Source organism: Psychrobacillus sp. FSL K6-4615, from assembly GCF_038008225.1.
Lineage (GTDB): Bacteria > Bacillota > Bacilli > Bacillales_A > Planococcaceae > Psychrobacillus > Psychrobacillus psychrotolerans.
Genome location: NZ_JBBOYQ010000001.1, coordinates 2,657,609 through 2,683,754 on the forward strand (window position 1 = coordinate 2,657,609; position 26,146 = coordinate 2,683,754).

At 37.4% G+C, this 26,146-nt stretch carries 23 protein-coding genes, 1 tRNA gene and 1 other RNA gene; 6 read left to right on the forward strand and 19 right to left on the reverse strand.

The features are described from left to right. Positions 1–25 precede the first annotated feature (25 nt). The 9 genes from MKX53_RS13270 to MKX53_RS13310 all read right to left on the reverse strand — a co-directional run bounded on the left by MKX53_RS13270 (position 26) and on the right by MKX53_RS13310 (position 10,151). Positions 26–1,042, reverse strand: a complete 1,017-nt coding sequence (locus tag MKX53_RS13270) for a DUF6236 family protein (protein ID WP_340911859.1) — start codon at positions 1,040–1,042, stop codon at positions 26–28. A 481-nt stretch (positions 1,043–1,523) separates the two neighbouring features. After that, entirely contained in the window at positions 1,524–2,609 is a 1,086-nt protein-coding gene (locus tag MKX53_RS13275; RefSeq protein WP_340911861.1) for a hypothetical protein, read from the reverse strand. A gap of 515 nt (positions 2,610–3,124) precedes the next feature. Further along, on the reverse strand, positions 3,125–4,093 hold the full coding sequence (locus MKX53_RS13280; RefSeq protein ID WP_340911862.1) for a tyrosine-type recombinase/integrase: 969 nt from the start codon (positions 4,091–4,093) through the stop codon (positions 3,125–3,127). Positions 4,094–4,244: 151 nt separating this feature from the next. Next, positions 4,245–4,598, reverse strand: a transfer-messenger RNA (tmRNA) gene (gene ssrA / locus MKX53_RS13285). Positions 4,599–4,693: 95 nt separating this feature from the next. Beyond that, the gene (gene smpB / locus MKX53_RS13290) at positions 4,694–5,161 is read right to left on the reverse strand and encodes an SsrA-binding protein SmpB (RefSeq protein ID WP_093537685.1); all 468 of its coding nucleotides are present in this window, start codon (positions 5,159–5,161) and stop codon (positions 4,694–4,696) included. 56 nt (positions 5,162–5,217) lie between these two features. After that, positions 5,218–7,530 carry a ribonuclease R gene (gene rnr / locus MKX53_RS13295; RefSeq protein ID WP_340763180.1) on the reverse strand — a complete coding sequence of 771 codons (2,313 nt, stop codon included), beginning with the start codon at positions 7,528–7,530 and terminating at the stop codon, positions 5,218–5,220. 42 nt (positions 7,531–7,572) lie between these two features. Then, positions 7,573–8,319 carry an alpha/beta hydrolase gene (locus tag MKX53_RS13300; RefSeq protein ID WP_340911864.1) on the reverse strand — a complete coding sequence of 249 codons (747 nt, stop codon included), beginning with the start codon at positions 8,317–8,319 and terminating at the stop codon, positions 7,573–7,575. Positions 8,320–8,542: 223 nt separating this feature from the next. Then, entirely contained in the window at positions 8,543–8,770 is a 228-nt protein-coding gene (secG, locus tag MKX53_RS13305) for a preprotein translocase subunit SecG (RefSeq protein ID WP_090566811.1), read from the reverse strand. Positions 8,771–9,068: 298 nt separating this feature from the next. Then, complete coding sequence (locus MKX53_RS13310; protein WP_340913359.1) at positions 9,069–10,151, reverse strand: CdaR family transcriptional regulator; 1,083 nt, start codon at positions 10,149–10,151, stop codon at positions 9,069–9,071. A gap of 30 nt (positions 10,152–10,181) precedes the next feature. Between MKX53_RS13310 and MKX53_RS13315 the strand changes: the two genes are divergently transcribed. Then, positions 10,182–11,312, forward strand: a complete 1,131-nt coding sequence (locus MKX53_RS13315) for a glycerate kinase (RefSeq protein ID WP_340911866.1) — start codon at positions 10,182–10,184, stop codon at positions 11,310–11,312. A gap of 15 nt (positions 11,313–11,327) precedes the next feature. After that, positions 11,328–12,671: a GntP family permease gene (locus MKX53_RS13320; RefSeq protein ID WP_340911868.1), complete on the forward strand. Its 1,344-nt coding sequence runs from the start codon at positions 11,328–11,330 to the stop codon at positions 12,669–12,671. A 442-nt stretch (positions 12,672–13,113) separates the two neighbouring features. Here MKX53_RS13320 and eno read toward each other — a convergent pair whose 3' ends face one another. The 7 genes from eno to MKX53_RS13355 all read right to left on the reverse strand — a co-directional run bounded on the left by eno (position 13,114) and on the right by MKX53_RS13355 (position 20,720). Then, a complete protein-coding gene (gene eno, locus MKX53_RS13325) occupies positions 13,114–14,409 on the reverse strand; it encodes a phosphopyruvate hydratase (RefSeq protein WP_340911871.1) in 1,296 nt (431 codons plus the stop codon). Between the two features lie 2 nt (positions 14,410–14,411). Beyond that, a complete protein-coding gene (gene gpmI / locus MKX53_RS13330) occupies positions 14,412–15,950 on the reverse strand; it encodes a 2,3-bisphosphoglycerate-independent phosphoglycerate mutase (RefSeq protein ID WP_340911873.1) in 1,539 nt (512 codons plus the stop codon). Next, positions 15,943–16,704 carry a triose-phosphate isomerase gene (tpiA, locus tag MKX53_RS13335; RefSeq protein WP_340831289.1) on the reverse strand — a complete coding sequence of 254 codons (762 nt, stop codon included), beginning with the start codon at positions 16,702–16,704 and terminating at the stop codon, positions 15,943–15,945. The genes gpmI and tpiA overlap by 8 nt, the downstream gene beginning before the upstream one ends. A gap of 15 nt (positions 16,705–16,719) precedes the next feature. After that, positions 16,720–17,886 carry a phosphoglycerate kinase gene (locus MKX53_RS13340; RefSeq protein WP_445678282.1) on the reverse strand — a complete coding sequence of 389 codons (1,167 nt, stop codon included), beginning with the start codon at positions 17,884–17,886 and terminating at the stop codon, positions 16,720–16,722. 211 nt (positions 17,887–18,097) lie between these two features. Beyond that, positions 18,098–19,105, reverse strand: a complete 1,008-nt coding sequence (gap, locus tag MKX53_RS13345; protein ID WP_340911878.1) for a type I glyceraldehyde-3-phosphate dehydrogenase — start codon at positions 19,103–19,105, stop codon at positions 18,098–18,100. 12 nt (positions 19,106–19,117) lie between these two features. Then, positions 19,118–20,155, reverse strand: coding sequence for a sugar-binding transcriptional regulator (locus tag MKX53_RS13350; RefSeq protein ID WP_340911880.1), 1,038 nt, complete (start codon positions 20,153–20,155; stop codon positions 19,118–19,120). A gap of 331 nt (positions 20,156–20,486) precedes the next feature. Beyond that, positions 20,487–20,720, reverse strand: coding sequence for a glutaredoxin family protein (locus tag MKX53_RS13355; protein ID WP_340763193.1), 234 nt, complete (start codon positions 20,718–20,720; stop codon positions 20,487–20,489). A gap of 144 nt (positions 20,721–20,864) precedes the next feature. Here MKX53_RS13355 and MKX53_RS13360 point away from each other — a divergent pair, with 144 nt between their 5' ends. Next, positions 20,865–21,389: an RNA polymerase sigma factor gene (locus MKX53_RS13360; RefSeq protein ID WP_093537672.1), complete on the forward strand. Its 525-nt coding sequence runs from the start codon at positions 20,865–20,867 to the stop codon at positions 21,387–21,389. After that, a complete protein-coding gene (locus MKX53_RS13365; protein ID WP_340911882.1) occupies positions 21,364–22,524 on the forward strand; it encodes a hypothetical protein in 1,161 nt (386 codons plus the stop codon). Before MKX53_RS13360 ends, MKX53_RS13365 begins: the two co-directional genes overlap by 26 nt. A 63-nt stretch (positions 22,525–22,587) precedes the next feature. Here the strand turns inward: MKX53_RS13365 and MKX53_RS13370 are convergent, their stop codons facing one another. Further along, positions 22,588–23,388, reverse strand: a complete 801-nt coding sequence (locus MKX53_RS13370; protein ID WP_340911885.1) for a TPM domain-containing protein — start codon at positions 23,386–23,388, stop codon at positions 22,588–22,590. Further along, positions 23,388–23,966 carry a LemA family protein gene (locus MKX53_RS13375; protein ID WP_093537669.1) on the reverse strand — a complete coding sequence of 193 codons (579 nt, stop codon included), beginning with the start codon at positions 23,964–23,966 and terminating at the stop codon, positions 23,388–23,390. Before MKX53_RS13375 ends, MKX53_RS13370 begins: the two co-directional genes overlap by 1 nt. Before the next feature lie 297 nt (positions 23,967–24,263). Between MKX53_RS13375 and MKX53_RS13380 the strand changes: the two genes are divergently transcribed. Continuing rightward, on the forward strand, positions 24,264–25,202 hold the full coding sequence (locus MKX53_RS13380; protein WP_340911887.1) for a catalase: 939 nt from the start codon (positions 24,264–24,266) through the stop codon (positions 25,200–25,202). A gap of 102 nt (positions 25,203–25,304) precedes the next feature. Here the strand turns inward: MKX53_RS13380 and MKX53_RS13385 are convergent. After that, a tRNA-Arg gene (locus MKX53_RS13385) sits at positions 25,305–25,376 on the reverse strand. Positions 25,377–25,541: 165 nt separating this feature from the next. Between MKX53_RS13385 and clpP the strand changes: the two genes are divergently transcribed. After that, positions 25,542–26,138: an ATP-dependent Clp endopeptidase proteolytic subunit ClpP gene (gene clpP, locus MKX53_RS13390; protein WP_093537667.1), complete on the forward strand. Its 597-nt coding sequence runs from the start codon at positions 25,542–25,544 to the stop codon at positions 26,136–26,138. Positions 26,139–26,146: the final 8 nt, after the last annotated feature.

Sequence of the window (26,146 nt, forward strand, 5' to 3'; positions counted from 1 at the left end):
TTTTATTTAGTAGTACTTTAAGATTTCAAAAGTTTCTCTCTATTATTGCGGCGTAAGCTAAAGGTTTAGACTTAATATCTAATAATCTTTCTTTGCCAAGCGCAGTACTCACTGCTCCTAGTAATCCAAGAGTGACACCTGCTGTATTCATTAAACTATTTTCTACAACTTCATTCAATAAAAATATTGTTGGTGAGCCTATAGAACATATTGTAGTTAAATTGACATCTTTCCATTTAAAAGATTGCATTCTATCTTTTATATATTTAATCTCATCTTCCGAATTACTAACAAAATATTTTATTTTTTCATCAACAAGGTCATCTGGAAATGTTTCAAGATTAAGAATAAAATCCTCTATGTAATTTCTAAATCTTCTTAATTCATCATGATGCTTTTCTTTAAAACGAAAAATATCATATGGGTCATCTATAACTGATGGAACAGGTAGTATTCTTTCAAGAATACGCGCCCTAAGTTGCTCTTTTAGAGCTTTTCGATTGTCATATTTTTTGGGAATTTCAAGAAAATTCGACAATTCTTTATAACTATTTGTTACAGGCATATAATCTGTTACTGTTCCTAACAATGTTGCTAAGTAGGTCATATAATTCGATGCTGTATAACTCTCAACAGCATACCATGGGCCTCTTTGCTTTGTTGCTAAGCCTCTTCTTACCAGTTCTTCGCCAATATCGTCAAGTTTCCCCATATGTATTAACGAAGTAGACTGAATTAATCTCCCATTTCCAATCAGCCCCATATTACCCAATCCTGATATATGGTTAAATACTGGATTATTATCAATGTAATCCAAGAATCCTTTTCTTAGATTTGGGATACTTCCTAAATACTGTTCTGGAACTACTTGCTCAATTAACTCAGCGTGAACTAGTTCTCTCATGTATTTATCTAACTTATGTGGTCTTTCTAAAAAATCTAACGGAACGATAGACCCTACCTTATCCCAATAAAATAAAGCACTCATCAACCATTGACTCTTAGGTATATTAATTGTCGGAAAGTAAAGTATTTTATCCATCAAACTTACTCCTTTCTAATCTAAATATGCTATACTTTTTTCACCCTTTAAACCTATTGTAACAGTTACCAAATAGAACCAAAATGTTATTTTTATAATATTTAATTTTTTCTCTATAGAGATGAATTTGTTTGTCTAACCCACTACCAATCTAAATAGAATTGTGATTTCATTTACTATTACGTAACCCCTCTGCAATAGTCCTTTGAGTTTGGCAAACTTCTTGTAGTTAGTGGCTGTATCAGTACATACCAAAGCAGATGGGTGAAATAATTTTAGTGGGGGTGCTGGACCATCTTCTGTAAATGTTCCGTTTCACTCCACAATTACAGAACCTCCCGCACCACCCCCACACCCCCTCACGGGCTGAATAGCAATCACTTTTAGATTTTAAAATTATGTACACAACCCAAAGTAGTATATAGATATATATATTACTAGTTTGGAATGTGTACAAAGTAATCGTTCTTAGAACTAATAACTAATTTTCTACTGTATAATCCATAAATCCATCTGTTGATATTCTTTTTATTTCTTTACCCATTAATTTATTTATTCGCTCTAACTCCGATTTATCCTTAATAATTAGTGACAATATCTTCAATGTGTTCATCAAATAAGTACTTCTCCAAAAAGATTTAGTGATTTTATAATCATGCCTATTCTGTCTGTCCATAGCTAATTTAATAAACTTTTTAAAATATGCTCGGTCAAATTCAACTCTTTTGATGTCTTCTTTCACTTGTTTATCTATAATTGAGATATTTATCATTTCATACATGTAATGGATATTGAATTTTTTCGACATTTGACTATCTACTTCTTTGATAATCTCTTTCATTTCTTTATTTATATGACCACTATGATAAGATAATATAAAATGCTTATAGTCAACTCCTAATGATTCAACTAACTCCTTTTTGTATTCAATTGCGTATTCATATTCATCTTTACTAACCTCTTTATGATGACCCTTGATTGTTTTAAAAACATAGATAGATGATTGACTAATTCTTCCTTCCTTTTCAAGACGATTAAAAGAATTACGCACTATAGCAATATTATGATTCTTAATAGCATTTATAAACTCACTAATGATTTCGTTGGGATTAAAAAACACCCCGCTATGTAGCTCCCTCATAGCATCAGTTAACAAATCAACTGAAACCATCTTTTGTTGTAGTAATCCAAACTCTTCTCCCCACCTATTATATGTTTTAGGACTCATTACTCCATTCTTTATTAGATAGTTAAAAATATATTCTTTCATTGAATAGTCATCCGCTGTTGGAACAGTACCTTTATAATTGTATTCTATTTCGGTAACTACTTCCTTTTTATTATTAAGGGTGTATTTACGCTTTTTTCCTTTCCCTTCAACTTCAACAATATCGTAAATGGTTTTTAGTTTTCGAATAAGTGCATCCAATGTTCTATTAGGTGACAAGCATCCTCTTGTTTTCCAAACCGCTGTTTTATATTCTGCGCCATCATAACCATATTGAGTAGTAATTTCAATTGCTTCTTCTTCTGTAAAAATACCTTTATCCCTAAATAAATCTATCATTATACTGCTCCTTTAGTTGTAATTTAAATGTTTCAGTAAACTCAACTGATATCCACTCAAATTTAAAAGAGCCTTTACGCAATGAAATTCTATTGTTTTGGCTTTTTTGAAAATAACAATTAAAAATAACTTATAACTCATTCAACTTCATCATCATCAGCTCGTTTTTGTAATTCCAAGAGTGTTTTGCAATTGAATTGTTATCTCTTTTTGGCAGAAACTTAAATTCCCTTTCGTATCGTAATTATATTTCATTCCTATTTTGTGGCTAGAACTGTTCTAGCCATTGTACTTAGGGTAGCTATTGGCTATCCTGTAAACACTCCCCCATGTCCTCTTCACATGTGTTATTCAACATCTAGACAGGTTCGTCTTGCGTTGCCGTTTACTGCTCCAACAAGCCTTTTTAAACATATAGAAAAAAAGAACCCAATCTAATGAAAGACTGGATTCTTAAAATTCTTAGTATGGGTCATGCCTTCTACTCATCTAAATAAGATGTTATTTTATAACCCTCAAAGGTAGTCCCTCAAGCTAGACGCTACCTCTTCGACATCTAAATCTAAATACTGTGTTGTTACACCTAAATCAGAATGTCCAAGTGCCTTTGAGATTATAGCAATGCTTGCTCCTGCGTCTAGTAGCTTCTTTGCATATCCTCTACGTATTGCATGTGCATTGATGTCTTCCAAACCGAATCGTTTGGAATATTTATTAAGTTGTTTGGAAATGGCGTTATTAGACGTTTTACTATTATTAATGGGTAAGCCGTTCTGAGTAATGATGATATTTGTATTCTCCGTATTGTAGTAACTTCGAATCTTATCATTTTGATTAATCAATACTTTGAAAAAGTCGGCTAATTCTTGGTCAATTGGCAGTTTTAAGAACTTATGATTTTTCAAAATAGAGCCATCCAAGTTTAAGGAAAGATTATCATAATCAATATGTCTCTCTTTCAACTCTCCTAAAGTTTGAATACGTATACCAGTCTTATACATTGTTAGAATGGCTACTGTATCTCGAAAGCCAATGAAAGTGTTTTGGTCAATTAGTTCAATAAGCGTTTCAATATCATTTGCCTTAGCACCTTTTTTTATTTGCTTATCAATTTTGATGTTTATGGTACTCCAGAATTTTTGTTTCATCCAACCGTTATTATGAAATTTACTTAATACAGCTTTTATAGATTTTAAACGTATTAATTTCGTCTGTTGAGCAACTTCTAATGAACCTAAGTACTCGTAAATGCTATCGGCTGTGATATCCTCTACATATTCCAATTTATTGAACTTTAAAAACTGATTAAAGATATAGTCGTAGCTTTCAATTGTTCTAATTCGATTTCCTGCGATTCGCATTTGCTGATAAATTGTTTCTAATGCTTGCGGAATTGTTATACCGCTTCTTTTTACTACTTTTTTCTTTGTGGAAATGTTAACCTCTTCTGATTGAATGGAAAAAATACCATGTTTTCTACCCATACAAAAAACCTCCTAACTTTAATAAATTAGAAGGTCAATTGTCGCAAGTTCGTTAGGGAGTTTATTAGAGAGTTTCCTCCCTAGTTCAACACCCGTTCAAACTCCCTTATAGTTAAAACCGTTGATATGACTGCATTTACAGCCACTTTAAGTATGGAGACGGCGGGATTTGAACCCGCGTCCAGAAACTCTAACACTTAAGCTTCTACGCGTGTATCTTGCCTATTTAGGTTTCGCGTAGCACTATGCCGACAAGCGGGCGTTGTGTACGCTAACTTGGAAATCTCTTGCAGACAGCTCAAGTTGCACTGGCTACCGTATCCCACTAAAGTTGAGCTTTACCTAGCCACATGGGCGATGGGTAGATAAAGCAGATCCGAGCTTACGCTGCGAATGCTAAGTTGTTGTTTGTTTTGCCTGTTGTTATAAGTTCCGTTTTTACGGAGCCGAGCCTCCGACGCGCAACTCAAGCTCAGACTATCCCTGTCGAATCCATAACGTCCCCGTTTATGGAATAATGTAAGCTTTGTTACATACCTAACTATACATCAAATATAGTCAAAATTCAAGAGAGACATTCTACCAGTTATGGTTATCCTCTTATCTATTGCTCTCTTTAAATGCTCGATCCATATCGCGTTTTGCTTCTTTTTTCTTCAACACATCGCGTTTATCATAATCTTTTTTCCCTTTTCCGACGCCTATTAATACTTTGGCGAAGCCGTTTTTCATATACATCTTCAAAGGAACGATGGAATAACCATCTCTTTTTGTATCACCGATTAACTCACTTATTTGTTTCTTGTGTAGCAATAGCTTTCTTGCACGCAATGGATCATGGTTAAATCGGTTCCCTTGCTCATATGGACTGATATGCATATTCGAAATCCACGCTTCGTTATTCCGAATACGTACGAAAGAGTCCTTCAACTGTACTTTAGCATTACGTATAGATTTAATCTCAGTTCCTTGCAATACAATTCCAGCTTCAATCGTTTCTTCAATATAATAATCATGATTTGCTTTTTTGTTCTGTGCAAGAATCCTGTCTTCATTCTTTTTAGCCATTTCATTCACCCCTCAAAACTCAAAAACTGAGAGAGAGCGACTTAGTGATCGCTCTCTTATTTTTTCTTTGGACGTTTACGACGTTGTGATTTTTTCGCAACAGACTCGTAAAACTTCTGTTTCTGTTTTGGTCCTTTTGCTGGTCCTGGCTGCGATTTTTCTCGACTGCCTGACCCACTGCTTGCTCTTTTAGAGGCATTTATCACTTTTGGTGCTTCTCTTCTTGTACGTTGGAATGCTTTTTTCATCCCTACAATTTCGAAGTCAATCGAAGCTTCTTCTGGTTTTACGGCAGATACTCGAACCGTTACCTCGTCACCAATGCGGAACTGCTTACCACCACGTTCTCCAATCATCGCCAATTGACGATCGTCAAAACGATAATAATCATCCGTCATATTCGTAACATGTACTAGGCCTTCAATTGTATTAGGAAGTTCGATAAACAGACCAAAGTTTGTTACGGAACTAACAATACCTTCAAATTCTTCGCCAATCTTGTCAGCCATAAACTGTGCTTTTTTAAGTGCATCCGTATCACGCTCTGCATCTACAGCGCGACGTTCTCGTTTAGACGTATGCTCTGCAATATCGTCCATGATAGCTCCCCAATGATTTACGGTAGCTTGGGACACATCTTCATTTACCAAATATGTGCGTATCAAACGATGTACGATTAGATCCGGATAACGACGAATTGGTGATGTGAAGTGCGTATAAAACTCGGTTGATAAACCAAAATGTCCTAGACATTCAGAATAGTATTTCGCTTGTTGTAATGAACGTAGAAGCATTGTAGAAATAACCGGTTCTTCAGGCATTCCTTCAATGTTTTCAATAATTTCTTGTAACGCTTTTGGATGAATTTCGTTACCAGTACCTTTAACGACAATCCCAAAATTCGTTAAGAAATTAAAGAATCGTTCTAGTTTTTCAGGCTTTGGATCTTCATGAATACGATAGATAAACGGTACGTCCATCCATTTAAAATGCTCGGCAACTGTTTCATTGGCAGCAAGCATAAACTCTTCAATCAGACGCTCTGCTACAGTACGTTCTCTTATAGCGATATCTGTTGGCCAGCCATCTTCATCTACAAGAATTTTCGCTTCTGGGAAATCGAAGTCAATTGCTCCGCGTCTTTCACGTTTCGTACGAAGAACTTCCGCAAGCTCTCCCATTAGTTCAAACATAGGGACTAAGTCTTTATAGCGTTCCATTAATGCTTCGTCTTTTTCTTCAAGAATTTTGTATACATCTGCATACGTCATTCTTTCCGTAGTGCGAATAACACTTTGGAAAATTTCATGTGAAGTTACCATTCCTGAACCGTCGATAATCATTTCACAAGATAATGTTAAACGATCTACTTGAGGGTTTAACGAACAAATTCCGTTTGATAGACGGTGCGGAATCATTGGAATAACGCGGTCTGCTAAATAGACACTTGTTCCCCGGTCATAAGCTTCACGGTCTAATGGTGATCCATCCGTTACATAATGACTAACGTCAGCGATATGGACGCCAAGTTTATATGTACCATCCGAATTTTTCGTTACGGTTACTGCATCATCTAAGTCTTTAGCATCTGCTCCGTCAATTGTAACGATTACTTCGTCACGAAGATCACGGCGATTCTCTAAATCTTTTTCGTCAATTTGGTCTGGAACAGCTTCTGCTTGGTTAATCACTTCTTCTGGGAAGTCAATCGTAATACCATGCTTATAAATAATAGAAAGTATATCGACACCTGGATCATTTTTATGTCCTAAAATTTGTGTTACCATCCCGGTAGCGGACTTTCTTTCATTTGGCCATTCGGTAATTTCTACGACTACTTTATGCCCTTCAATAGCGCCTAATGTATCTCCTTTAGCGATAAACACATCCATTGGGACCTTTTTATCGTCTGGAATAACAAAGCCAAAGCCTTTATTGTCCTGGAATGTTCCGACAACCTGCGTCATGCCGCGTTGGGTTATTTTGATAATCGCACCTTCTTGGCGATCTCCAGATGAATCTTTGGAAACTCGTACAAGTACTTTGTCTCCGTTGACTGCTCCATTTACTTCTGTAGGTGGTATGAAAATATCATCATTTCCGCTCTCTTCTGGAGTAACGAAACCGAATCCTTTTGCATGTCCAATGAATTTCCCAGCTATTAGATTCATACGAGTAGGAATTCCATATCTATTCGATCTAGAGCGAACGACTGCACCTTGTTCCTCCATTTGAACAAGCGTTTTTACTAATTCTTTAAAATCATCTGCATCTACCAGATTAAAATGTTCTTCCAACTCTTTTGTTGTTAATGGTTTATATTCTTCTGTGTTCATAAGTTCAAGTAATTGTTCTTTCATATTTTCCATCAAACATCCCTCCTTTTTCAGCGTGTGCACTTTTGGACTGTTTTACACATTCCAATCAAGCGACTCTAAAAAGTTTAATATATCTTCGTGTAATTGTTCCTTTTCCGAGCCAAGTGTAATTACATGTCCTGAATTCTCATACCAATTTAGTTTTTTCTCAAACGATTCTGCCTGTTCATATATATAATCTGCAGAGGTAATATCGATTACCTTATCTTTTTTCCCTTGAGTTACGAGTAACGGAGCATACACATGATCTACATGCTCACGGACATTGTAAACAAACTCTCTTAGCTCAGCCAATGTCTCCATTGGTGTTTGTCGTATAGCCTCTACTTCTTCTTCTATTTGCTGTTCGGATTTTCCTTCATACTTTTTATATTCTTTTGCGTATTTTAATACACCTTCAAACATAATATCAGTTGTTCTCATCGTCATTGGGGAGCACATCGTAACAATACCTTTTACAGGTACTGTATACCCTAACTTCAGGGAGAATACTCCTCCAAGAGATAACCCAGCAACAGCAATTTCTTCATAACCTTCTGATTTTAGTCGGTCATATCCTTGCATGACATCCTTCCACCAATCCTGTGGTCCAGTTTCCAGTAACTCTTCTGGTGGAACGCCATGCCCTTTGTAATGAGGAGCTAAGGATGTATACCCATTTTTTTCTAAAAACCGTCCAAGCATACGAACATCTGAAGAGTTCCCTGTAAAACCATGAAGTAGCAATACTGCACGTTTTCCAGCTTCAAAGAAAAATGGCTTAGGAGTTGAAATTCGCATATGTAAAACCTCCATCAATATTAAGCTATATACATTATTCGCCAATACTAATTATTTCATTAATTAATGTAATATGCCCGAATAATGCCTTATGTTTCATATGTATAAGAAAACGCCTAACCAATCAGAAGTCGGTCAGGCGGTTCGCATCTGTTTTATTATCAAAAAGGCTTAGGTGTATAATACACTCGCCAGAAAAAATCATCCTATCAATAGATTAGGATTAAAATTTAGTTACGGCAATAGTCAATATGAAAAATAGAACTGCCAGTACAATCGTTACTCTATGTAAGACTAAGTCCATACCGCGAGCTTTCTGTTTTCCAAAAAGTTGTTCAGCTCCACCAGAGATGGCTCCTGAGAGACCAGCACTTTTCCCTGATTGTAACAATACAACAACGATCAATGCGATCGCAACGATGACTAGTAAAGTCATTAATAATGCGTGCATTTATTCCACCTCCTGATATGAACGTTCACAACATATCTAATTTTACCAAAAAACACGAACATTGACAACCTATCGGAAAAATATTTAGTTAAAAAAATCTGACTCCTCTGTGTATTAGCTTGAAATTTGTTTACTCGCACTCGTATAGAATTTACTAGCCTTCCTCCATCACCCTTAAAGCTTGGATTTAATCTAGGTTAAGAAACTCATAAAAAGAGATTGATCAATTGATAGAAGTTATATAAAGGACTCACATAGGGCTGCCCTTCTTGTTGCCCGACTTTACTAAGTGAAATATTCAATCCTTCTTTAACCATAATGCAATTTGCAAGGTAATAGCATCCTGAAGAACGGATGGATTATAACCGGTTATTTCGCATATCTTGTTTAAACGATAGGTCAAGGTATGTCTATGAATCTCTAATGTCTCCGCACATATCGCTAGCTGTTGGTTGCAGTTGAAATACTCTTGTAATGTATGAAGTAGTTTATCATTTAATCCTTTTAACATATGATTCGTAAAATGCTGCGCTTCAGATGACTCTCTTTTTTTGAATAAAGAATAGAGTTCTACGTCTTCAAAATACGCAATAACGTTTTTCGGGTTACCGTATTGTAAAGCTACCTTCGCAGTTTCATAGGCATAGTGAATACTATCCAGTGTCTCTACTACTTGTCCGACACCTAGTCTAAGAGCTTTATACTTTTTCAACTTAGGACTGAGCATCGTTAATTTCTTTTTCATTTCTTTTTCTTCCATCTCGGAAATAAGGATAAAATGTTCGTCCAGCTGATAGTGTCCGAGGATAATTGAGTCGTTTCGAAAAAAATATTCAAGATCTTGGACAATAGTTTGATAGGACGCTGTTTCTGGATTTAGTTCAATTGCCCATGCGTAAAAAGGAGGTTTCAGTGAAAAACCTAACTTTGTCATTCTTTCGAACATAACCTTTTGTATGCCTTGGTTATTCATAAGCTCTAGAAAAATCATCTCTTGCATTTTTCGTTTCCACTCTCGTTCCGATACAATTAGTGCTTGATGCACCATCATTTCTGTTGTGAGTTGTACAAGTGTTGCAATTTCTTCTATTTGTTCAGGATCTCCTGTAATGCCTATAACCCCTACCAAATCATTTTGATAGAATATAGGTAAATTTATTCCCGGCTTTGTCTTTGGATATAAATGTTTGTTCTGTTCCGTAATCCATAAAGGCTTTTTCGTTTGAGCAACTATTAAAGCTCCTTCATGAATACTTTCGATACGCAATAGGTCACCTGAAGCTAAGATCATGCCGTTTGTTTCCATAACGTTAATATTACGTTGAAGTCGCAACATTGTTTGGTCAACAATTTGTTCAGCAAGCTGTTTTGTAAATTCTATGTAAGCGCTTTATTAATTGGAGGTATTATAGTGAAAATCGTTGTCAGTCCTGATTCTTTTAAAGGATCACTAACCGCAACAGAGGCTGGGCAAGTAATAGTTAGAAGTATAAAGGAACTCGATTCAACAATTGAAACTGTACTACTACCTGTTGCAGATGGAGGGGAAGGAACTTTAGAGCCACTTATCTCTGCAACAGAAGGAAAACTAGTTTTCCTGGAGGTAAATGATCCAATAGGTCGTCCTATTCGAGTAGAGTATGGAATTCTTGGGGACGGCGAAACATGCGTCATTGAGATGGCTAAAGCCTCAGGGTTAACTCTTCTATTAGACCATGAAAGAAATCCGCTTATCGCATCTACTTATGGGACAGGTGAGTTAATCCGACATGCATTAGACGAGGGATATCGGAAATTTGTTATTGGTATTGGAGGAAGTGCTACGAATGATGGTGGCACTGGAATGCTGCGTGCTCTAGGGATGAAATTCCTTAATGAAGTTGGCGATGAAATTTCTCAGGGTGCCGAGTCACTGCAGTCCCTTCATGAAATTGATGCAACTGAATTCGACTTGCGTATAGCAGATGCTCACTTCGTTATTGCATGCGATGTAGATAATCCTTTCATCGGGCCAAATGGAGCTACAGCTATTTTCGGACCTCAAAAAGGCGTTACACCAGAACAGGTTGAATCAATCGATAAAAATCTAGCAAATCTAGCAAATAAGATAGAGAGTTTAACAGGGATAGCCCTTCATGATCGTCCAGGGGCAGGGGCAGCAGGCGGACTTGGAGGTGCATTTTTAGCATTTTTTCCAGTCACATTAAAACCAGGTATTGAAGTTGTCTTGGAAGCTGTTAATTTTCATCAACAAATTGAGCACGCAGATTTTATTATTACAGGGGAAGGAAAATCAGATTTTCAAACCCTTTCTGGAAAAGCGCCAATTGGCATTGCGAGTGTGGCTAAAGCAAAGAATATTCCAGTCATATTAATCTCCGGTCTTATAGCTTCGGATAGTATTTTGGCATTATCTACTCACTTCGATTTATTAGTGAGCGTTACAGATGATTCTGTTTCGCAACAGGAGTCGATTGAAAATGCGGAACATTATTTAAGGATTAGAACAAAAGAGACCATGTTTAAGTTATTACAAAAATAAAAAGGGGTGTATCATGTGTTACTTTTAGTCATATTAATTGGAGTCATCTTAGTTGTAGTCTTAACGGCGGTGTTCAAGCTCCACCCATTTTTAGCATTACTGATTAGTGCCTTTTTTGTAGGTATTGCTTCAGGCATGCCATTACTAACAGTAGTCGAAAATGTAAATACTGGTTTCGGTGGACTGATGACGAGTATAGGTATTGTCATTGTTGCTGGTACAATCATAGGCGTTATTTTAGAAAAATCGGGTGCTGCTTATCGTATGGCAGAGGTTGTACTTCGAGTTTTAGGGGAAAAACGTCCACAACTTGCCATGTCAATTATCGGATATATTGTGTCAATTCCTGTATTTTGTGATTCTGGATTTATTATTCTATCGAGTTTGATGAAGTCATTAGCGAAGCGTTCCAAAGTGAAAGTTGCTTCAATGGCTGTCGCATTATCCACTGGGTTATATGCGACACATACATTAGTTCCACCAACACCAGGGCCAATAGCTGCAGCTGGTAATATCGGGGCTTCGGACTATCTAGGAACAATCATTTTAGTTGGTCTATTAGTAGCAATTCCTGCAGTTATAGTAGGTTATATTTGGGCGGTAAAAGTAGGGTCAAAAATTGATGTAGAAGCGGATCAGGAAGAGGCACTTGACTATGATGAAATTATCAAATCATTTGGTAAAATGCCATCTACCTTCAAATCATTTCTTCCAATCGTTTTACCTATAGCGCTGATCGGTATTGGTTCAGTGGCAGCTTTAACAGGAAGCGAATCAGGCTTTACACATTTCTTGCAATTCTTAGGCGCACCAACTGTCGCGTTAATATTGGGCGTATTTTCAGCCTTCTTATTGTTACCCGAAATTAGTGAAAAAACATTGTCTGGATGGATTGGTGATGCGTTAAAAGAAGCAGCTCCCATTCTACTAATCACAGGTGCTGGTGGATCATTCGGTACAGTCATCAAGAATTCTGGTGTTGCCGATATTTTACAAAAGATGGATTTAGGTGCTCTATCAACAGGAGCATTATTCCTATTAGTACCGTTTTTAATAGCAGCGGCACTTAAAACGGCGCAAGGGTCTTCTACAGCGGCACTTGTTATAACATCTTCGCTCATAGCTCCAATGCTGCCTACATTAGGTATTGAAGGAGCGATGCCATTAGCATTAGTGGTTATGGCTATAGGAGCAGGTGCAATGACAGTCAGCCACGTAAATGACAGCTACTTCTGGGTAGTTACACAATTTAGTGGAATGAAAGTAACAGATGCATACAAGGCACAAACAATGGCCACCTTACTTCAAGGTGCTACAACAATTATTGTCACTATGCTCCTTTGGTTAATATTTGTATAAGTAATAAAACACCACTTCCTCCTTTTCATAAGGAATAAGTGGTGTTTCTTATTTATCTATTTTAAACGTAGTAAGTCCTCGCGAAACTTTAGGTTTTGATATCCCTGGCTTTTATAGAACGTAGAATTTTTACTTTCTATTTAAGAAAAACCGGGTCTAACCCCGTAGACAGTTTTCTCTCTCTATTAACTTTGACTACTATTATCATCTAAACGAGAGGCGATGGTCCATCTTCTCGTGGAGTACTACTCACTTAACTGATTGGAGTGAAAGGTGGCGACTCTAGTGGGAAGAGTGAGACAGATGAGATATCACATCGACGCGTAAGCGACGGTGATAGCTCATCGCTCACCCCACAGAAAGCGTCCACCTGAAACGAAAATCAGTAGCATATTTAGCAGTAAAAAAGCAGTTAGCAACTTTCGCTAACTGCTTTGTTACATTATTTTTTTAAGTTATAGAATGTTTCTTTGCCTAGGTATTGAGCAGTTTCATATAATTGATCTTCAATACGTAGTAATTGGTTGTATTTTGCTACACGGTCTGAACGAGATGGTGCACCAGTTTTGATTTGGCCAGCGTTTGTTGCAACTGCGATATCTGCAATTGTAACATCCTCTGATTCACCAGAACGGTGAGAGATTACTGCTGTATATCCAGCACGTTTAGCCATTTCAATAGCATCAAATGTTTCTGTCAGTGTACCAATTTGGTTTACTTTCACAAGAATAGAGTTACCTACACCTTGTTCAATACCTTGCGCTAATTTTTTCGTGTTTGTTACGAAAAGATCATCGCCAACTAATTGTATTTTTTTACCTAAACGTTCCGTTAATAATTTGTGACCAGCCCAGTCATTTTCATCTAAGCCGTCTTCGATGGAGATGATTGGGTATTTTTCGCAAAGCTCTTCATACCAAGCAACCATTTCTTCTGAAGTTTTTACAACGCCTTCACCAGATAAGTGGTATTTGCCATCTTCTTTGTTAAATAACTCAGAAGCTGCAACGTCCATTGCAAGAAGTACTTCTTCGCCTGGTTTATATCCAGCTTTTTCAATTGCCGTCATAATGGTAGAAAGAGCTTCTTCGTTAGATTTTAAGTTAGGTGCAAATCCACCCTCGTCTCCAACTGCTGTGTTTAATCCTGCTTCTTTTAATACTGATTTTAAGCTATGGAAAATTTCAGCACCCATACGTAATGCGTGGCGGAATGATTCTGCGCCTACTGGCATTACCATAAATTCTTGGATATCTACGTTATTATCCGCATGCTCTCCACCATTTACAATATTCATCATTGGTACTGGTAGTTGCTTCGCATTGAATCCACCTAAGTATTGATAAAGCGGAATGTCTAGATAATCTGCAGCTGCATGTGCAACAGCAATTGATACGCCAAGAATAGCGTTTGCGCCTAAATTCCCTTTATTTTCAGTTCCGTCTAATTCGATCATTGCATGGTCAATTTCTACTTGATCCAATACGGAGAAGTTTTCTTCTAGTTCAGCTGCAATAATGTTGTTCACATTTTCAACTGCTTTTAAAACACCTTTGCCTTGGTATCTTGACTTGTCACCATCACGAAGTTCTACTGCTTCATATTCACCAGTAGATGCACCAGACGGAACGATTGCGCGTCCAAATCCACCGCTTTCTGTAAATACTTCTACTTCTACTGTTGGGTTTCCGCGTGAATCTAATACTTCACGTGCTTGAATTTGTGTAATAATTGGCATTTTTAACTCTCCGTTTCGATTAGTGTTTTACCTGTCATTTCAGGCGGTGTTTCTATCCCTAATAAGTGTAACATGGTTGGAGCCAAATCGGCTAAAATTCCGTCACTTCTTAGTGTTGCATTCTTCTCTGTAACAACCACCGGTACCGGATTGGTTGTATGGGCTGTCATCGGTTGCCCTTCCACCGTTGTTACTTCATCTGAATTACCATGGTCGGCAGTGATAATTGCATGACCGCCTTTAGCTAAAATTGCATCGACCACTTTACCTAAACAATCGTCTACTGCTTCTATAGCTTTAATCGTCGGCTCTAGCATTCCACTATGTCCAACCATATCGGGGTTAGCAAAGTTTAAAATAATCGCATCAAATTTATCATGTGCAATTGCATCCAATAGAGCATCTGTAACTTCATAGGCGCTCATCTCGGGCTGCAAATCATATGTAGCAACCTTTGGCGAGTTGATCAGGATACGTTCTTCACCTGGGAAAGTTGCTTCTCTCCCACCACTCATGAAGAATGTTACATGTGGGTATTTCTCTGTCTCTGCAATACGTAATTGGGTTTTGCCATGCTTCGCAAGAACTTCCCCTACTGTGTTGTAAAGATCTGCTTTCTCGAAAACCACATCTGCCACAACATCATCACTATAATGAGTAAATGTAACAAATTTTAAATTCGTTGGATGCTTGTCGCTTAAAGGAATACTATCAAATGATGGTGTGTTAAGAGCCATCGATAATTGAATAGCACGGTCAGGACGGAAGTTAAAGAAAATAACGGCATCGTTTGTATCAATCGTTACAGCAGGCTTTGCATCTTCTTCGATAACGAAAGGAACAATAAATTCATCCACAATATCTTCTTCATAGGATGCTAAAATACCAGCTGTCGCTGATTCTGCTGTTCTTCCTAAACCGTCAACAATAGCTTTATATGCCAGTAAAACTCTTTCCCATCTACGATCGCGATCCATCGCATAGTATCTACCACTAATAGAGGCAAACTTCCCTATGCCGATTTCCTTCATTTTCTCTTCTGTTTCTGTTACATAACCAATGGCTGTACGAGGACCTACATCGCGTCCATCTAAAAAGCCATGGACAAAAACGTCTTCTAATCCTTGTTCTTTAGCTAGCTTCAATAATGCAAATAAATGCGTATAGTGACTATGAACGCCACCATCCGAAAGTAATCCCATTAAGTGTAATTTTCCACCTGTTTGCTTTACATGTTCAATGGCAGCTAAAAGTTTAGGCTCCAAGAAAAATTCCTCTTCACGAATTGATTTGTGAATACGAGTTAGATTTTGGTATACAACTCTCCCAGCACCAATATTTAAATGACCAACTTCTGAGTTACCCATTTGGCCTTCTGGTAAGCCAACTGCTTCTCCAGACGCCGTTAAGGTTGCGTTAGGAAAACTTTTCCAATATCGATCAAAATTTGGTTTGTTGGCTTGAGCGACTGCATTGCCAAAGGTTTCATGACGCAAGCCAAAACCATCTAGAATGATTAATGCTACTGGACTTTTAGGCATTTGCACCGGCCTCCAACAGTTTTACAAAAGAATCTACTTGTAAGCTTGCTCCTCCTACAAGTGCACCATCAATATGTTCTTTAGATAAAAGCTCTACAATATTTTCAGGTTTCACACTACCACCGTACTGAATACGAACACTATTTGCCACTTCTTCCCCGTAGCCATCTAGTATCGTTTCACGAATTGCTTGGCAGACATCATTTGCATCGTCAGCAGTAGCTGTTTTCCCAGTACCAATCGCCCAAATAGGTTCATATGCAATAATAGACTGGATTAGTTGTTCCTCTGTTAACCCTTCAATTGCTGCCATTACTTGGTTAGATACGATCGTTTCTGTTTCGTTCTGCTCACGTTGCTCTAAAGTTTCGCCTACACAAATGATTGGTGTCAGGTTATTTTCAAAAGCAGCTTTAGCTTTTTTATTCACCGATTCGTCTGTTTCATTAAAATATTGACGACGTTCCGAGTGACCGAGTACTACATATTCTACTCCTAGGTCTTGTAGCTGATGTCCACTAACTTCACCAGTATAAGCGCCCTCTTTTTCCTCGTGCATTGTTTGTGCTCCAATTGAAACGAAAGAACCCTTTGTCGCTTCAACAAGCTGATCTAAAAATAGCGGTGGAGCGCAGATTACTGCATCAACTTTTGTGCCATCCACTTGTTGTTCTTTTAACTGAAGTGCAAATTCCTTTGCCTCCGCAAGTGTTTTATACATCTTCCAATTCCCTGCTATTACTGGTTTACGCATATGACATCTCCTCCATTACTTATCGTTTAAAGCAGAAACTCCCGGTAAATCCTTACCTTCCATAAACTCCAAGGAAGCTCCGCCACCAGTGGAAATATGGTCCATCTTCTCACCAACATTAAACTTTTCTACAGCTGCCGCAGAATCGCCGCCTCCGATAATTGTATAGCCAGCTGTTTCTGCCATTGCATTTGCTACCGCTTTTGTTCCTTCTGCAAATACATCCATTTCGAATACACCCATCGGTCCATTCCAAATAATGAGCTTACTATTTTTAATAACGTCCGCGTATAATTCTCTTGTTTTTGGTCCAATATCCAATCCTTCCCAATCAGAAGGAATTTGATCGATATCCACTACTTTTATGTTAGCATCCTTTGAAAAATCATCAGCTACTACTACATCCACTGGCAAATGGAAAGAAACACCTTTTTCTTTTGCCTTTTCTAGGAAGCCTCTCGCAAGGTCCAATTTATCTTCTTCTAGTAGAGATTTTCCAATCTCATGGCCTTGTGCTTTCGTAAATGTATACGATAAGCCTCCACCTATTAGGATATTATCTACTTTGTCCAATAAATGATCGATAACGCCAATCTTATCTTTTACTTTTGCCCCACCAATGATGGCAGTAAATGGACGCTCAGGCTCTGCTAAAGCTTTGCCTAATACATCTAACTCTTTTTGCATTAAAAGACCTGACACAGCTGGTAGTAGTTTTGCAATACCTTCCGTTGTAGCATGTGCACGATGAGCAGCACCAAAAGCATCATTGACAAAAATCTCTGCAAGCTTGGCAAAAGATTTAGCTAGCTCTGCATCGTTCTTTTCTTCACCTGCATGGAAACGAACATTTTCTAATAGAACAACATCTCCGTCATTCATTTCTAAAACTGTTTTCTCTACCGATTCGCCGATAGATTCTTCTAATTTATTCACTGGCTTATCCAAAAGTTTTGCTAAATGTTCTCCAACTTTGGTTAAACGTAAATCTTCCTTCACTTCACCTTTAGGTCGTCCCATATGGCTTGCTAGAATTACTTTCGCACCCTGTTCGATTAAATAATTGATCGTTGGTAATGCTGCACGAATTCTAGTATCATCCGTGATAATCCCATCTTCCATTGGTACGTTGAAGTCTACACGACAAAATACACGTTTTCCTTGTAAAGCTACATCGCTCATTGTTTGTTTTACCTTCATGAGATAAGCCTCCTTCTATGTTATGAAAAGCACAGGCGCCGATAAAAGCACCTCATTCATCTATTATGTTAAAAAAAGGAGCTAGGGGTAATCCCTGGCTCCTTTACCCTCTTTCATTATAGAGGTTATTTTATCGATTCGCCACGTAAAATCACATTCATATTATGTGTATTTCCTTGTCAAAACGAAAATCTTATAGTCCTTTTTTAGCCATAAGTAATGCAAGGTCGATACAACGCGCAGAATATCCTGATTCGTTGTCATACCAAGCTAATACTTTTACTAAGTTATCTCCAAGTACCATTGTAGAAAGACCATCTACTGTAGAGGAAGCTGTATTTCCGTTATAGTCTCTTGAAACTAAAGGAAGCTCGTTATAATCCATAATTCCTTTTAAATCACTTTCAGAAGCTGATTTAAGCGCTGCATTTAACTCTTCTGCTGTAACATTTTTATCTAATTCTGCAACAAAGTCTACGATTGAAACGTTTGGAGTTGGTACACGAACTGCCATACCATCTAATTTCCCTTTCAACTCAGGAAGTACTTTAGCTACTGCTGCTGCTGCTCCTGTTGTTGTAGGAATCATTGATTCTGCTGCTGCACGAGCGCGACGGTAATCACTATGCGGTAAGTCTAAAATACGTTGATCGTTTGTATAAGAATGAATTGTTGTCATCATCCCACGTTTGATACCAAATTGATCTTGTAATACTTTAGCAATTGGTGATAAACAGTTAGTTGTACAAGATGCATTTGAAATTACATGGTCAGTTGCTGGGTTGTATTGATCAGCATTTACACCCATAACGAATGTAGGCATATCGTCTTTAGCAGGTTGTGATAAAATTACTTTTTTAGCTCCAGCTTCAATATGCTTACTAGCTGCTTGAGTTGTGCTGAAAATTCCCGTACATTCAATTACGATATCCACTTGTTCTTCTTTCCAAGGTAGTGCTGAAGGATCTTTTTCTGCGAACACGCGAATGTTTTTGCCATTTACTACAAGGTAATCTCCTTCAGAAGAAACGTCTGCATTGAAGATTCCGTGAACTGAATCATATTTCAATAAATGTGCAAGCATTGCAGCATCCGTTAAGTCATTGATTGCTACTACTTCTAAATCTTTTTGTTCTAAAGCTTCTCTGAATACTTTACGTCCGATACGTCCAAAACCATTAATCGCTAATTTTACTGTCATTTTAAATTCCTCCTAGTTGTTTTGTTCCACTATTCTCATCATTTCTTGTGCTGCACCTTCATCGGTTACTAAAACCGTTTGAGCTGGTGCTTGTTTAAAATATGAAAGTAGAGCATTTGCTTTTTTAGTTCCTCCAGCTACTGCTAGAAGATGCTCCATATTTTCTAATTGCTTAAGTTGAACGCCAATCGTGCGAATTCTGTGCACTGCTTCCCCTTGGTTATTAAAGTAATACCCAAAAGCCTCACTCACCGCGCCAATTTCTTCCAAGCGTTGCATTTCTTCTAAGCTTGAATTTCTTCGGCGGGCCATCTCAAGTGCATCCCCAATACCATGAATAATGATGTTCGTGCGTTCATATAAATCCACCATTTCTTTTATAAATGGCTCTTTTTTCATCGTAGAGTATGCTTCCTCACTCAAGCTATCTGGCATATATAATGTTCGGTATGAACCATTCATTTTATTTGCAAATAAGGAAGCAATTGTATTGGCTTGGAGCCTAACATCCTTACCAACTCCACCTCTTGCGGCTATAAATAATAGTCGCTTCCACTTGTCCGTTTGATGAACATAATTTGAAATGGAAGCAATCGTTGTACCACCAGTAACAGCAATGATGAACTCATCCGATAGAATACTTTCCAAATATTTAGCTGCTTCTTGAGACTGAAGCAAAGCAGTATTTGTATTAGTATCTACATTTCCCGGAACAATTATCACTTCTTTTATATTTAAATAACTTGCAAGCGATTTTTCGAGTTGTAATCTACCTGACCATTCTCGAACAACTTCTTTCAGCTCTATCAATAAATCATTTCCGCTAGAAGTTATACTAGCGCCATCTCTTGATATTTCTATGAAGCCTTTATTGCGCAAAAAGTCCAATTCTTTTCTAGTTTCTCGTTCAGACAATCCTAGAATGTCACCGATCACTCTACGACCATAACCAGGAGACAATTGAATCGTTTGAAGTATTTGATATCTTTTTTGTAGCAAGATGCTCATCTCAGGCATTAACTTTAACTGAGCCTGTAATAATGAATCCATTTTTCACATCCCAACCACATGTGACGTTTTTGTCCCATGGTTACTATTTTTGTCCCATGCACTTAAAAAAATTTAATTTCTAAATTAAGCTTACAATACTATATTCCCAATAGCAAGAATTTGAAACCTATTTCTACACAAATTTATCCAGAATTTTTTCCAAAACATACTTATAGCTGCTTTCAAGCACTTCTACTACTACTTTATATTGCGATTGGGTGTTCATAGGTTGCGATTACGGATTACTATATGGTGATTTAGAAGTTGGTTGTTGCGATTATGCCTCGCTATGTTGCGAATCAGAAGTTGGTTGTTGCGATTGCTTAGAAAGTTATCTAAGCAACGCTTCCAATATAGTTGCGTAATCTACTTGTCCATATTGAATTATTTTATCTTCCAACTCGATCACCGGAATCATCAGCATATATTTTTCATGCAGTGTATCATCTTCTTCAATATTTACTTCTTTTATGTCAAAAGCTACGTCTTCTCTTACTAACTTCAACATAAGCCTAGCATCATCACATAAATGACAGCCTGGTCTTGTGTAAAAATGTACAATCATCTATATCATCCCTTTTAATAATCATTTCATTCATTTTATTATAATCTTTTTTATAAATAAAATCGCTCATAACAGTTTAAAGGAAAAATAATAGCGATACTTTTAAACTCACCGTTCGTCTATAGCTATAAGGGAGGTCAGAGGATGGAAATAGAACAGCTATATAAAGAATACAGCGACAAGGTTTATAGCTTTATATACTTTCTTGTTCGCCACAAGGAATGTGCGGAAGATCTCACCCAAGAGACATTTTATAAAGCATATAAAGGACTTGGCACCTTTAACCAAGAAGCTTCCACTTCTACTTGGCTATTAAAAATTGCCCGTAATGTTACTTATGACTATTTTCGAAGGAAAAGGGTCGTACAATTTTTCTCCTTCGAGAAAGAACATGATATAGAAAATAAGGAATTATCGCCCGAATGTAGTTATGAAAAAAAAGAACAGCTTGCTAGAATGTATAACTCCCTGTATACCCTAAAAAAAGACTACCAAGAAGTCTTACTCTTACGCAAAATACAAGAGTGTTCCATTCAAGAGACCGCTTATATACTTGGTTGGACAGAAGCTAAAGTAAAGATGAAAATGACACGAGCACTTGAGGCACTGAAAAAGGAGTTTCATCAGGAAGGAGGTCACCCAAATGGATCCATCAAAAGAATTCGATAAGCTGTTGGCAGAAATGAAACATGTAGAGCGGTCAGAAGAAGCAAAAAGAAATACCTGGCTAGCATTAAAAGCAAAAGTGGAAACAAAAAGAAAACGCCCTATTATTCCTGCTTTTATTTCATTGGCTATAATCGCAATCGCTTCTTTTCTAATTTTCACTTATATAAACCCCTCCGAAACAGAGCAATCATCTCAAGCTATCGATAACGAAAAAATTATACGAGCGGTGTTAGAGAGAGAATATAATGGACCAGATATGGAGCTTGCTCGCTTACAAGACGAATGGTGGGACCTCCAAAATGTAACGGAAACGAAGAACCAAGAAGAGTACGACCAACTTCTACAATCAAAGAAATACACAGATTTAATGGATTATTATTCAACTATTTATGGTGAATATTTTACTGAGAACTTGTTAAAAAATGCAATTGCGTCGAATTTGATTTTCAAATATAACTATAGTCTTATAGAGAATAGCATCGAAGTGCATTTAGAAAATGTCAAAGTAGTACAGGAAAAAGAGCATCCAAATATCTATCGTCCCATTATCGAAGTCTCCCTAACTAATAACGAAGGTCAGAAAATTTTCCATACATTGAAAGAAGAATTTATCTTTTCTACATCTGAGCCTGGAAAAATAGGGAGTTATAATGGTGTGAGGGATGGTGGGGGCATCGAACTTCAAGAGAAAATTGAAAAATTCCCTGCATATATTGAAGATAATCAGGATGTTAGAACACCTCTTATTGATATTTCCTTCGATACGCTTTGCTTTAATACTCGTAAGAATGTCCAAGGTGAGAAAGTAGAATTTGAATCGGGTTGTACTTCGGACAAGAATAAGATAAATAATATTTTGGAAAACTTTGATGACCTTCCTATAAAAACGGCAACTGAACAAGAAAGTACGGAGAGGTCGGCAGCTCTTCCTCAAATCGATAATTATCAAATTTACTTAACAAATGCTGCAGATAAAGGAAATACGTTGTATACAATTACCATATTCGATGATGGGGTGCTAATGTTCGCAACAGGTGCTGACTTTGGAAACCTTGGCGATATCACTATAGAATCTCATGTTGAGATGTATGAAAAAGTCAGGCTGATGTTAGAGGAATTCGCTGAAAACGAATAAAAAAACCAACAATTTGTTGGTTTTTTCTAGTTTATATCTTATTTAAGAAACTTACTTTAATATTTACCACTTACGACCTGCTCCTCCACCACCTGAGCTACCGCCGCCAAAACCTCCAAAGCCACCACCGGAACTTCTACCGCCTCCGCCGAAGCCTCCGAAGCTTCTACCACTAATACCTCGTCTTCTACCAGAACCGGAACTACCTCCGCCTCCAGACATTAAACTAACAATTATATATATGACAATCACACCTACAATAATTGTTCTAATCGTGGATCCACCGCCATCTGTAGAGCCTACAAGAGGAGAAGGACCTTTGGGACTTGTTAACTCCCCGTCCCAACCGTATTCAGTAGCTACCTGATTATATAATAGCTGATAAGTCGAAAGAATAGCACCAGGTACATCCCCACTCTCTAAGTAAGGAAAGGTGTAATCATCTAAAATTCTACCAATCTTACCATCCGGTAAAGCTCCCTCTAAACCGTAGCCGACCCCAATATATACATCACGGCCTTCTACTTTATTAGGATCCATCTCCAAGATAAAAAGTACACCATTATCCTTCTCTTCATCCCCTATACCATAGCCACGCATTACATCTACAGCATATGTCGCAACATCCTGACCTTCTAAAGACTCTACTGTCATTACAACGATTTGCGAACCAGTAGCATTTTCTAGGTTTTGTCCAAGCCTTTCAATTTCTTGTTCTTGCTCTTCTGTTAGAACGTCATAGAAGTCTTGCACATATAATTCACCTGGTAAAGGCTCTGGATAATTAGATTCTGCAAAAGTTAATAATGGGAAGAGGAATGTAAGGAGAAGTGCAAATGTGATAGCATATGCACTTTTCTTCATCACTCTCCATCTCCTTCAAAATCGACTACGGGCGCTTCTTCCGCTCCCTCAGCTGATTTAAAGTATTCTTTCTCATCGAAGCCAAACATAGACGCTACAATACTACCAGGCATCCGTTTTACTTTTTTATTGTAATCCGAAACAACTGTATTATAATCTTGTCTTGCTACAGAAAGTCTGTTTTCTGTACCTGAAAGTTCATCCATTAATTGTCTAAAGTTCGCATCAGCCTTAAGTTCTGGATAATTCTCCACAACAACTAATAATCGGCTCAAAGCTCCCGATAATTCATCATTTGCCTCAGCTTGTTCCTCAGGTGAACCCGCTCCTGCCAATCTTGATCGTGCATCTGCGATATTTCCAAGCACTTCTTCCTCATGTGCTGCAAAACCTTTAACGGTACTAACTAAGTTCGGTATTAAATCCATTCTACGTTGCAGTTGGTTTTCAACTTGCGCATACGCATTATTTACGTTTTCTTCTTTGTCTACAAATCCGTTATAACTTCCCATAAATATCCCTGCGATTATCGCAATAATTACAACGACTATAATAATGGGCACTAATAATTTTTTCAACTCGCTCACCTCTTCAATAATTATAGTATTATTGTACCTTTAATTCGAAAATACAAAACCTATTATCATTTACGGACCAAATATATATAAGTTTCATCTTATGCTTATATAGAAGTAACTAGATGGGATGACTTTTCCGTTTCGCAAGTAAACATATTTTAGATATAAATCAGCTTAGCTAACCATTTTCATACTATATTTACATATTTTTAGTACTTCATTGTTTAGGTAATTTATTCAGTGGTAATGATTAATAAATGAAATCTTTCTTTTCATTCAAAAAAATGAGGTGATTGGATGAGTAATTCACTACCGCAAAATGCCGTTAATACATTAGAACAACTTCAAGGTAAATTTCCTGGTTATCGACGTGCCCATGCAAAAGGCGAATTTTATGAAGCCACTTTTATTCCAAACGGAAATGCGATTCCATATACGACGGCACCCCATCTTCAACAAGAACCAGTAGCTGCTACCGTTCGTTTTTCCAATAGTCTACCAGACCCCTCTGCAGCAGATTTCTTATCTCCAGCTAAAGGAATGGCTATCCATTTCCATCAGCCAGATGGTTCTAATAGTCATCAAGTGTGTACTACGGTTCCAATGTTCGTCACAAAAGACCCTAAAACCTTTATAGATATGCTGAAAATTTTAGGCTCTCATAAAACGGGTATTCACTCCGTAGATTTAGGTTTAGGAGTGGCTAAGCTTCTGACAACCTTTCCAGAACATAAGAATACATTGCTCACTCTTAAGGAACAGCTAAAGCAACCTCCGATTAGCTATGCGGCTTTAAACTACTACCCTATTCATGCATTCTTTTTAGTTAATGCTGAAGGTAAAAGACAATCTATAAAATATGAATGGCATCCTTTAAAAGATGAAAAATCCCCTTCTATCTTGGACAACATTCATTTATCGAAGAATTATTTACACGAGGACTTAGAGAAGCGAGTCGAAAAAGGCTCTGTCGGATTTGAGCTCTATATTCGAATAGGGGAAGATACAGATCCTACCGATGACCCTACCGATAAATGGCCATCTGATAGACAAAAGATATTAGTAGGGAGTTTAACAATTAATAAAAAGGTTTTCCCTACTGAAAGTCTATTGTTTGACCCGACAATAGTGGGAGAAGGTATAGACCTTTCCGAAGATTCGATTCTTCATTTTAGACATGATGCTTATGCAGTTTCCTTTGGTAGAAGAAATAAAGAGGACGAAAAAACACCCTAAACAATACAAACCCAGTGTTTTTAAACTAATAAAAACCCTCCGTTTATATAGAAAATAAACGGAGGATTGCAATATCTTATGTATAACTATGTTAAAATAATATGCCCTCGGCGAGGATCGAACTCACATTACAAGCTTCGGAGGCTTGTGTGTTATCCATTACACTACAAGGGCAAGCGACTTATCTATTATACAAATAGAAGGCATATAATTCAAGCAAACATTTCAAAGCTTAACATTTGACCTTCCTTGACCATTATGTGTATGATAAAGTTACAACTGAGGGAACTTTTCTCAGTAACTAAATAATTTAACCCACCTTTGAAGGAGGAAATCAGGATGAATTTAATTCCTACTGTTATTGAACAAACTAATCGTGGAGAGCGTGCATATGACATCTACTCTCGATTATTAAAAGACCGTATCATTATGCTTGGAAGTGCTATTGATGACAACGTTTCAAACTCAATCGTTGCACAATTATTATTCCTAGAAGCAGAAGATCCAGAAAAAGATATCTCTATCTACATCAATAGCCCAGGCGGAAGTATTACAGCTGGTATGGCAATTTATGATACAATGCAGTTCATCAAACCTGATGTACAAACAATTTGTATCGGTATGGCTGCTTCTATGGGAGCATTCCTACTTACTGCTGGAACAAAAGGGAAACGTTATGCGCTTCCTAACGCAGAAGTAATGATTCACCAACCACTTGGTGGAGCACAAGGGCAAGCAACTGAAATCGAAATTGCTGCAAAACGCATTTTACATTTACGCGATAAGTTGAACAAAATTATTTCTGAACGTACTGGTCAACCAATCGAAGTCATTGCAAAAGACACAGATCGTGATAATTTCATGACTGCTGAACGTGCTAAAGAATATGGCTTAATCGATCATATTATCGATCGTAGCGAAATGAAAAAAGCATAATCTATCCA

Bases quoted from the DNA above. Each gene is read 5' to 3' on its own strand.
- gap (WP_340911878.1), bottom strand. From the start codon at position 19,105: ATGACAGTAAAATTAGCGATTAATGGTTTTGGACGTATCGGACGTAAA.
- MKX53_RS13300 (WP_340911864.1), bottom strand. From the start codon at position 8,319: ATGCGAATTTCAACTCCTAAGCCATTTTTCTTTGAAGCTGGAAAACGT.
- secG (WP_090566811.1), bottom strand. From the start codon at position 8,770: ATGCACGCATTATTAATGACTTTACTAGTCATCGTTGCGATCGCATTG.
- MKX53_RS13360 (WP_093537672.1), top strand. From the start codon at position 20,865: ATGGAAATAGAACAGCTATATAAAGAATACAGCGACAAGGTTTATAGC.
- MKX53_RS13365 (WP_340911882.1), top strand. From the start codon at position 21,364: ATGGATCCATCAAAAGAATTCGATAAGCTGTTGGCAGAAATGAAACAT.
- MKX53_RS13275 (WP_340911861.1), bottom strand. From the start codon at position 2,609: ATGATAGATTTATTTAGGGATAAAGGTATTTTTACAGAAGAAGAAGCA.
- MKX53_RS13270 (WP_340911859.1), bottom strand. From the start codon at position 1,042: ATGGATAAAATACTTTACTTTCCGACAATTAATATACCTAAGAGTCAA.
- MKX53_RS13280 (WP_340911862.1), bottom strand. From the start codon at position 4,093: ATGGGTAGAAAACATGGTATTTTTTCCATTCAATCAGAAGAGGTTAAC.
- MKX53_RS13370 (WP_340911885.1), bottom strand. From the start codon at position 23,388: ATGAAGAAAAGTGCATATGCTATCACATTTGCACTTCTCCTTACATTC.
- rnr (WP_340763180.1), bottom strand. From the start codon at position 7,530: ATGGAAAATATGAAAGAACAATTACTTGAACTTATGAACACAGAAGAA.
- clpP (WP_093537667.1), top strand. From the start codon at position 25,542: ATGAATTTAATTCCTACTGTTATTGAACAAACTAATCGTGGAGAGCGT.
- tpiA (WP_340831289.1), bottom strand. From the start codon at position 16,704: ATGCGTAAACCAGTAATAGCAGGGAATTGGAAGATGTATAAAACACTT.
- MKX53_RS13350 (WP_340911880.1), bottom strand. From the start codon at position 20,155: ATGGATTCATTATTACAGGCTCAGTTAAAGTTAATGCCTGAGATGAGC.
- gpmI (WP_340911873.1), bottom strand. From the start codon at position 15,950: ATGCCTAAAAGTCCAGTAGCATTAATCATTCTAGATGGTTTTGGCTTG.
- MKX53_RS13340 (WP_445678282.1), bottom strand. From the start codon at position 17,886: ATGAGCGATGTAGCTTTACAAGGAAAACGTGTATTTTGTCGTGTAGAC.
- smpB (WP_093537685.1), bottom strand. From the start codon at position 5,161: ATGGCTAAAAAGAATGAAGACAGGATTCTTGCACAGAACAAAAAAGCA.
- MKX53_RS13380 (WP_340911887.1), top strand. From the start codon at position 24,264: ATGAGTAATTCACTACCGCAAAATGCCGTTAATACATTAGAACAACTT.
- eno (WP_340911871.1), bottom strand. From the start codon at position 14,409: ATGCCAATTATTACACAAATTCAAGCACGTGAAGTATTAGATTCACGC.
- MKX53_RS13355 (WP_340763193.1), bottom strand. From the start codon at position 20,720: ATGATTGTACATTTTTACACAAGACCAGGCTGTCATTTATGTGATGAT.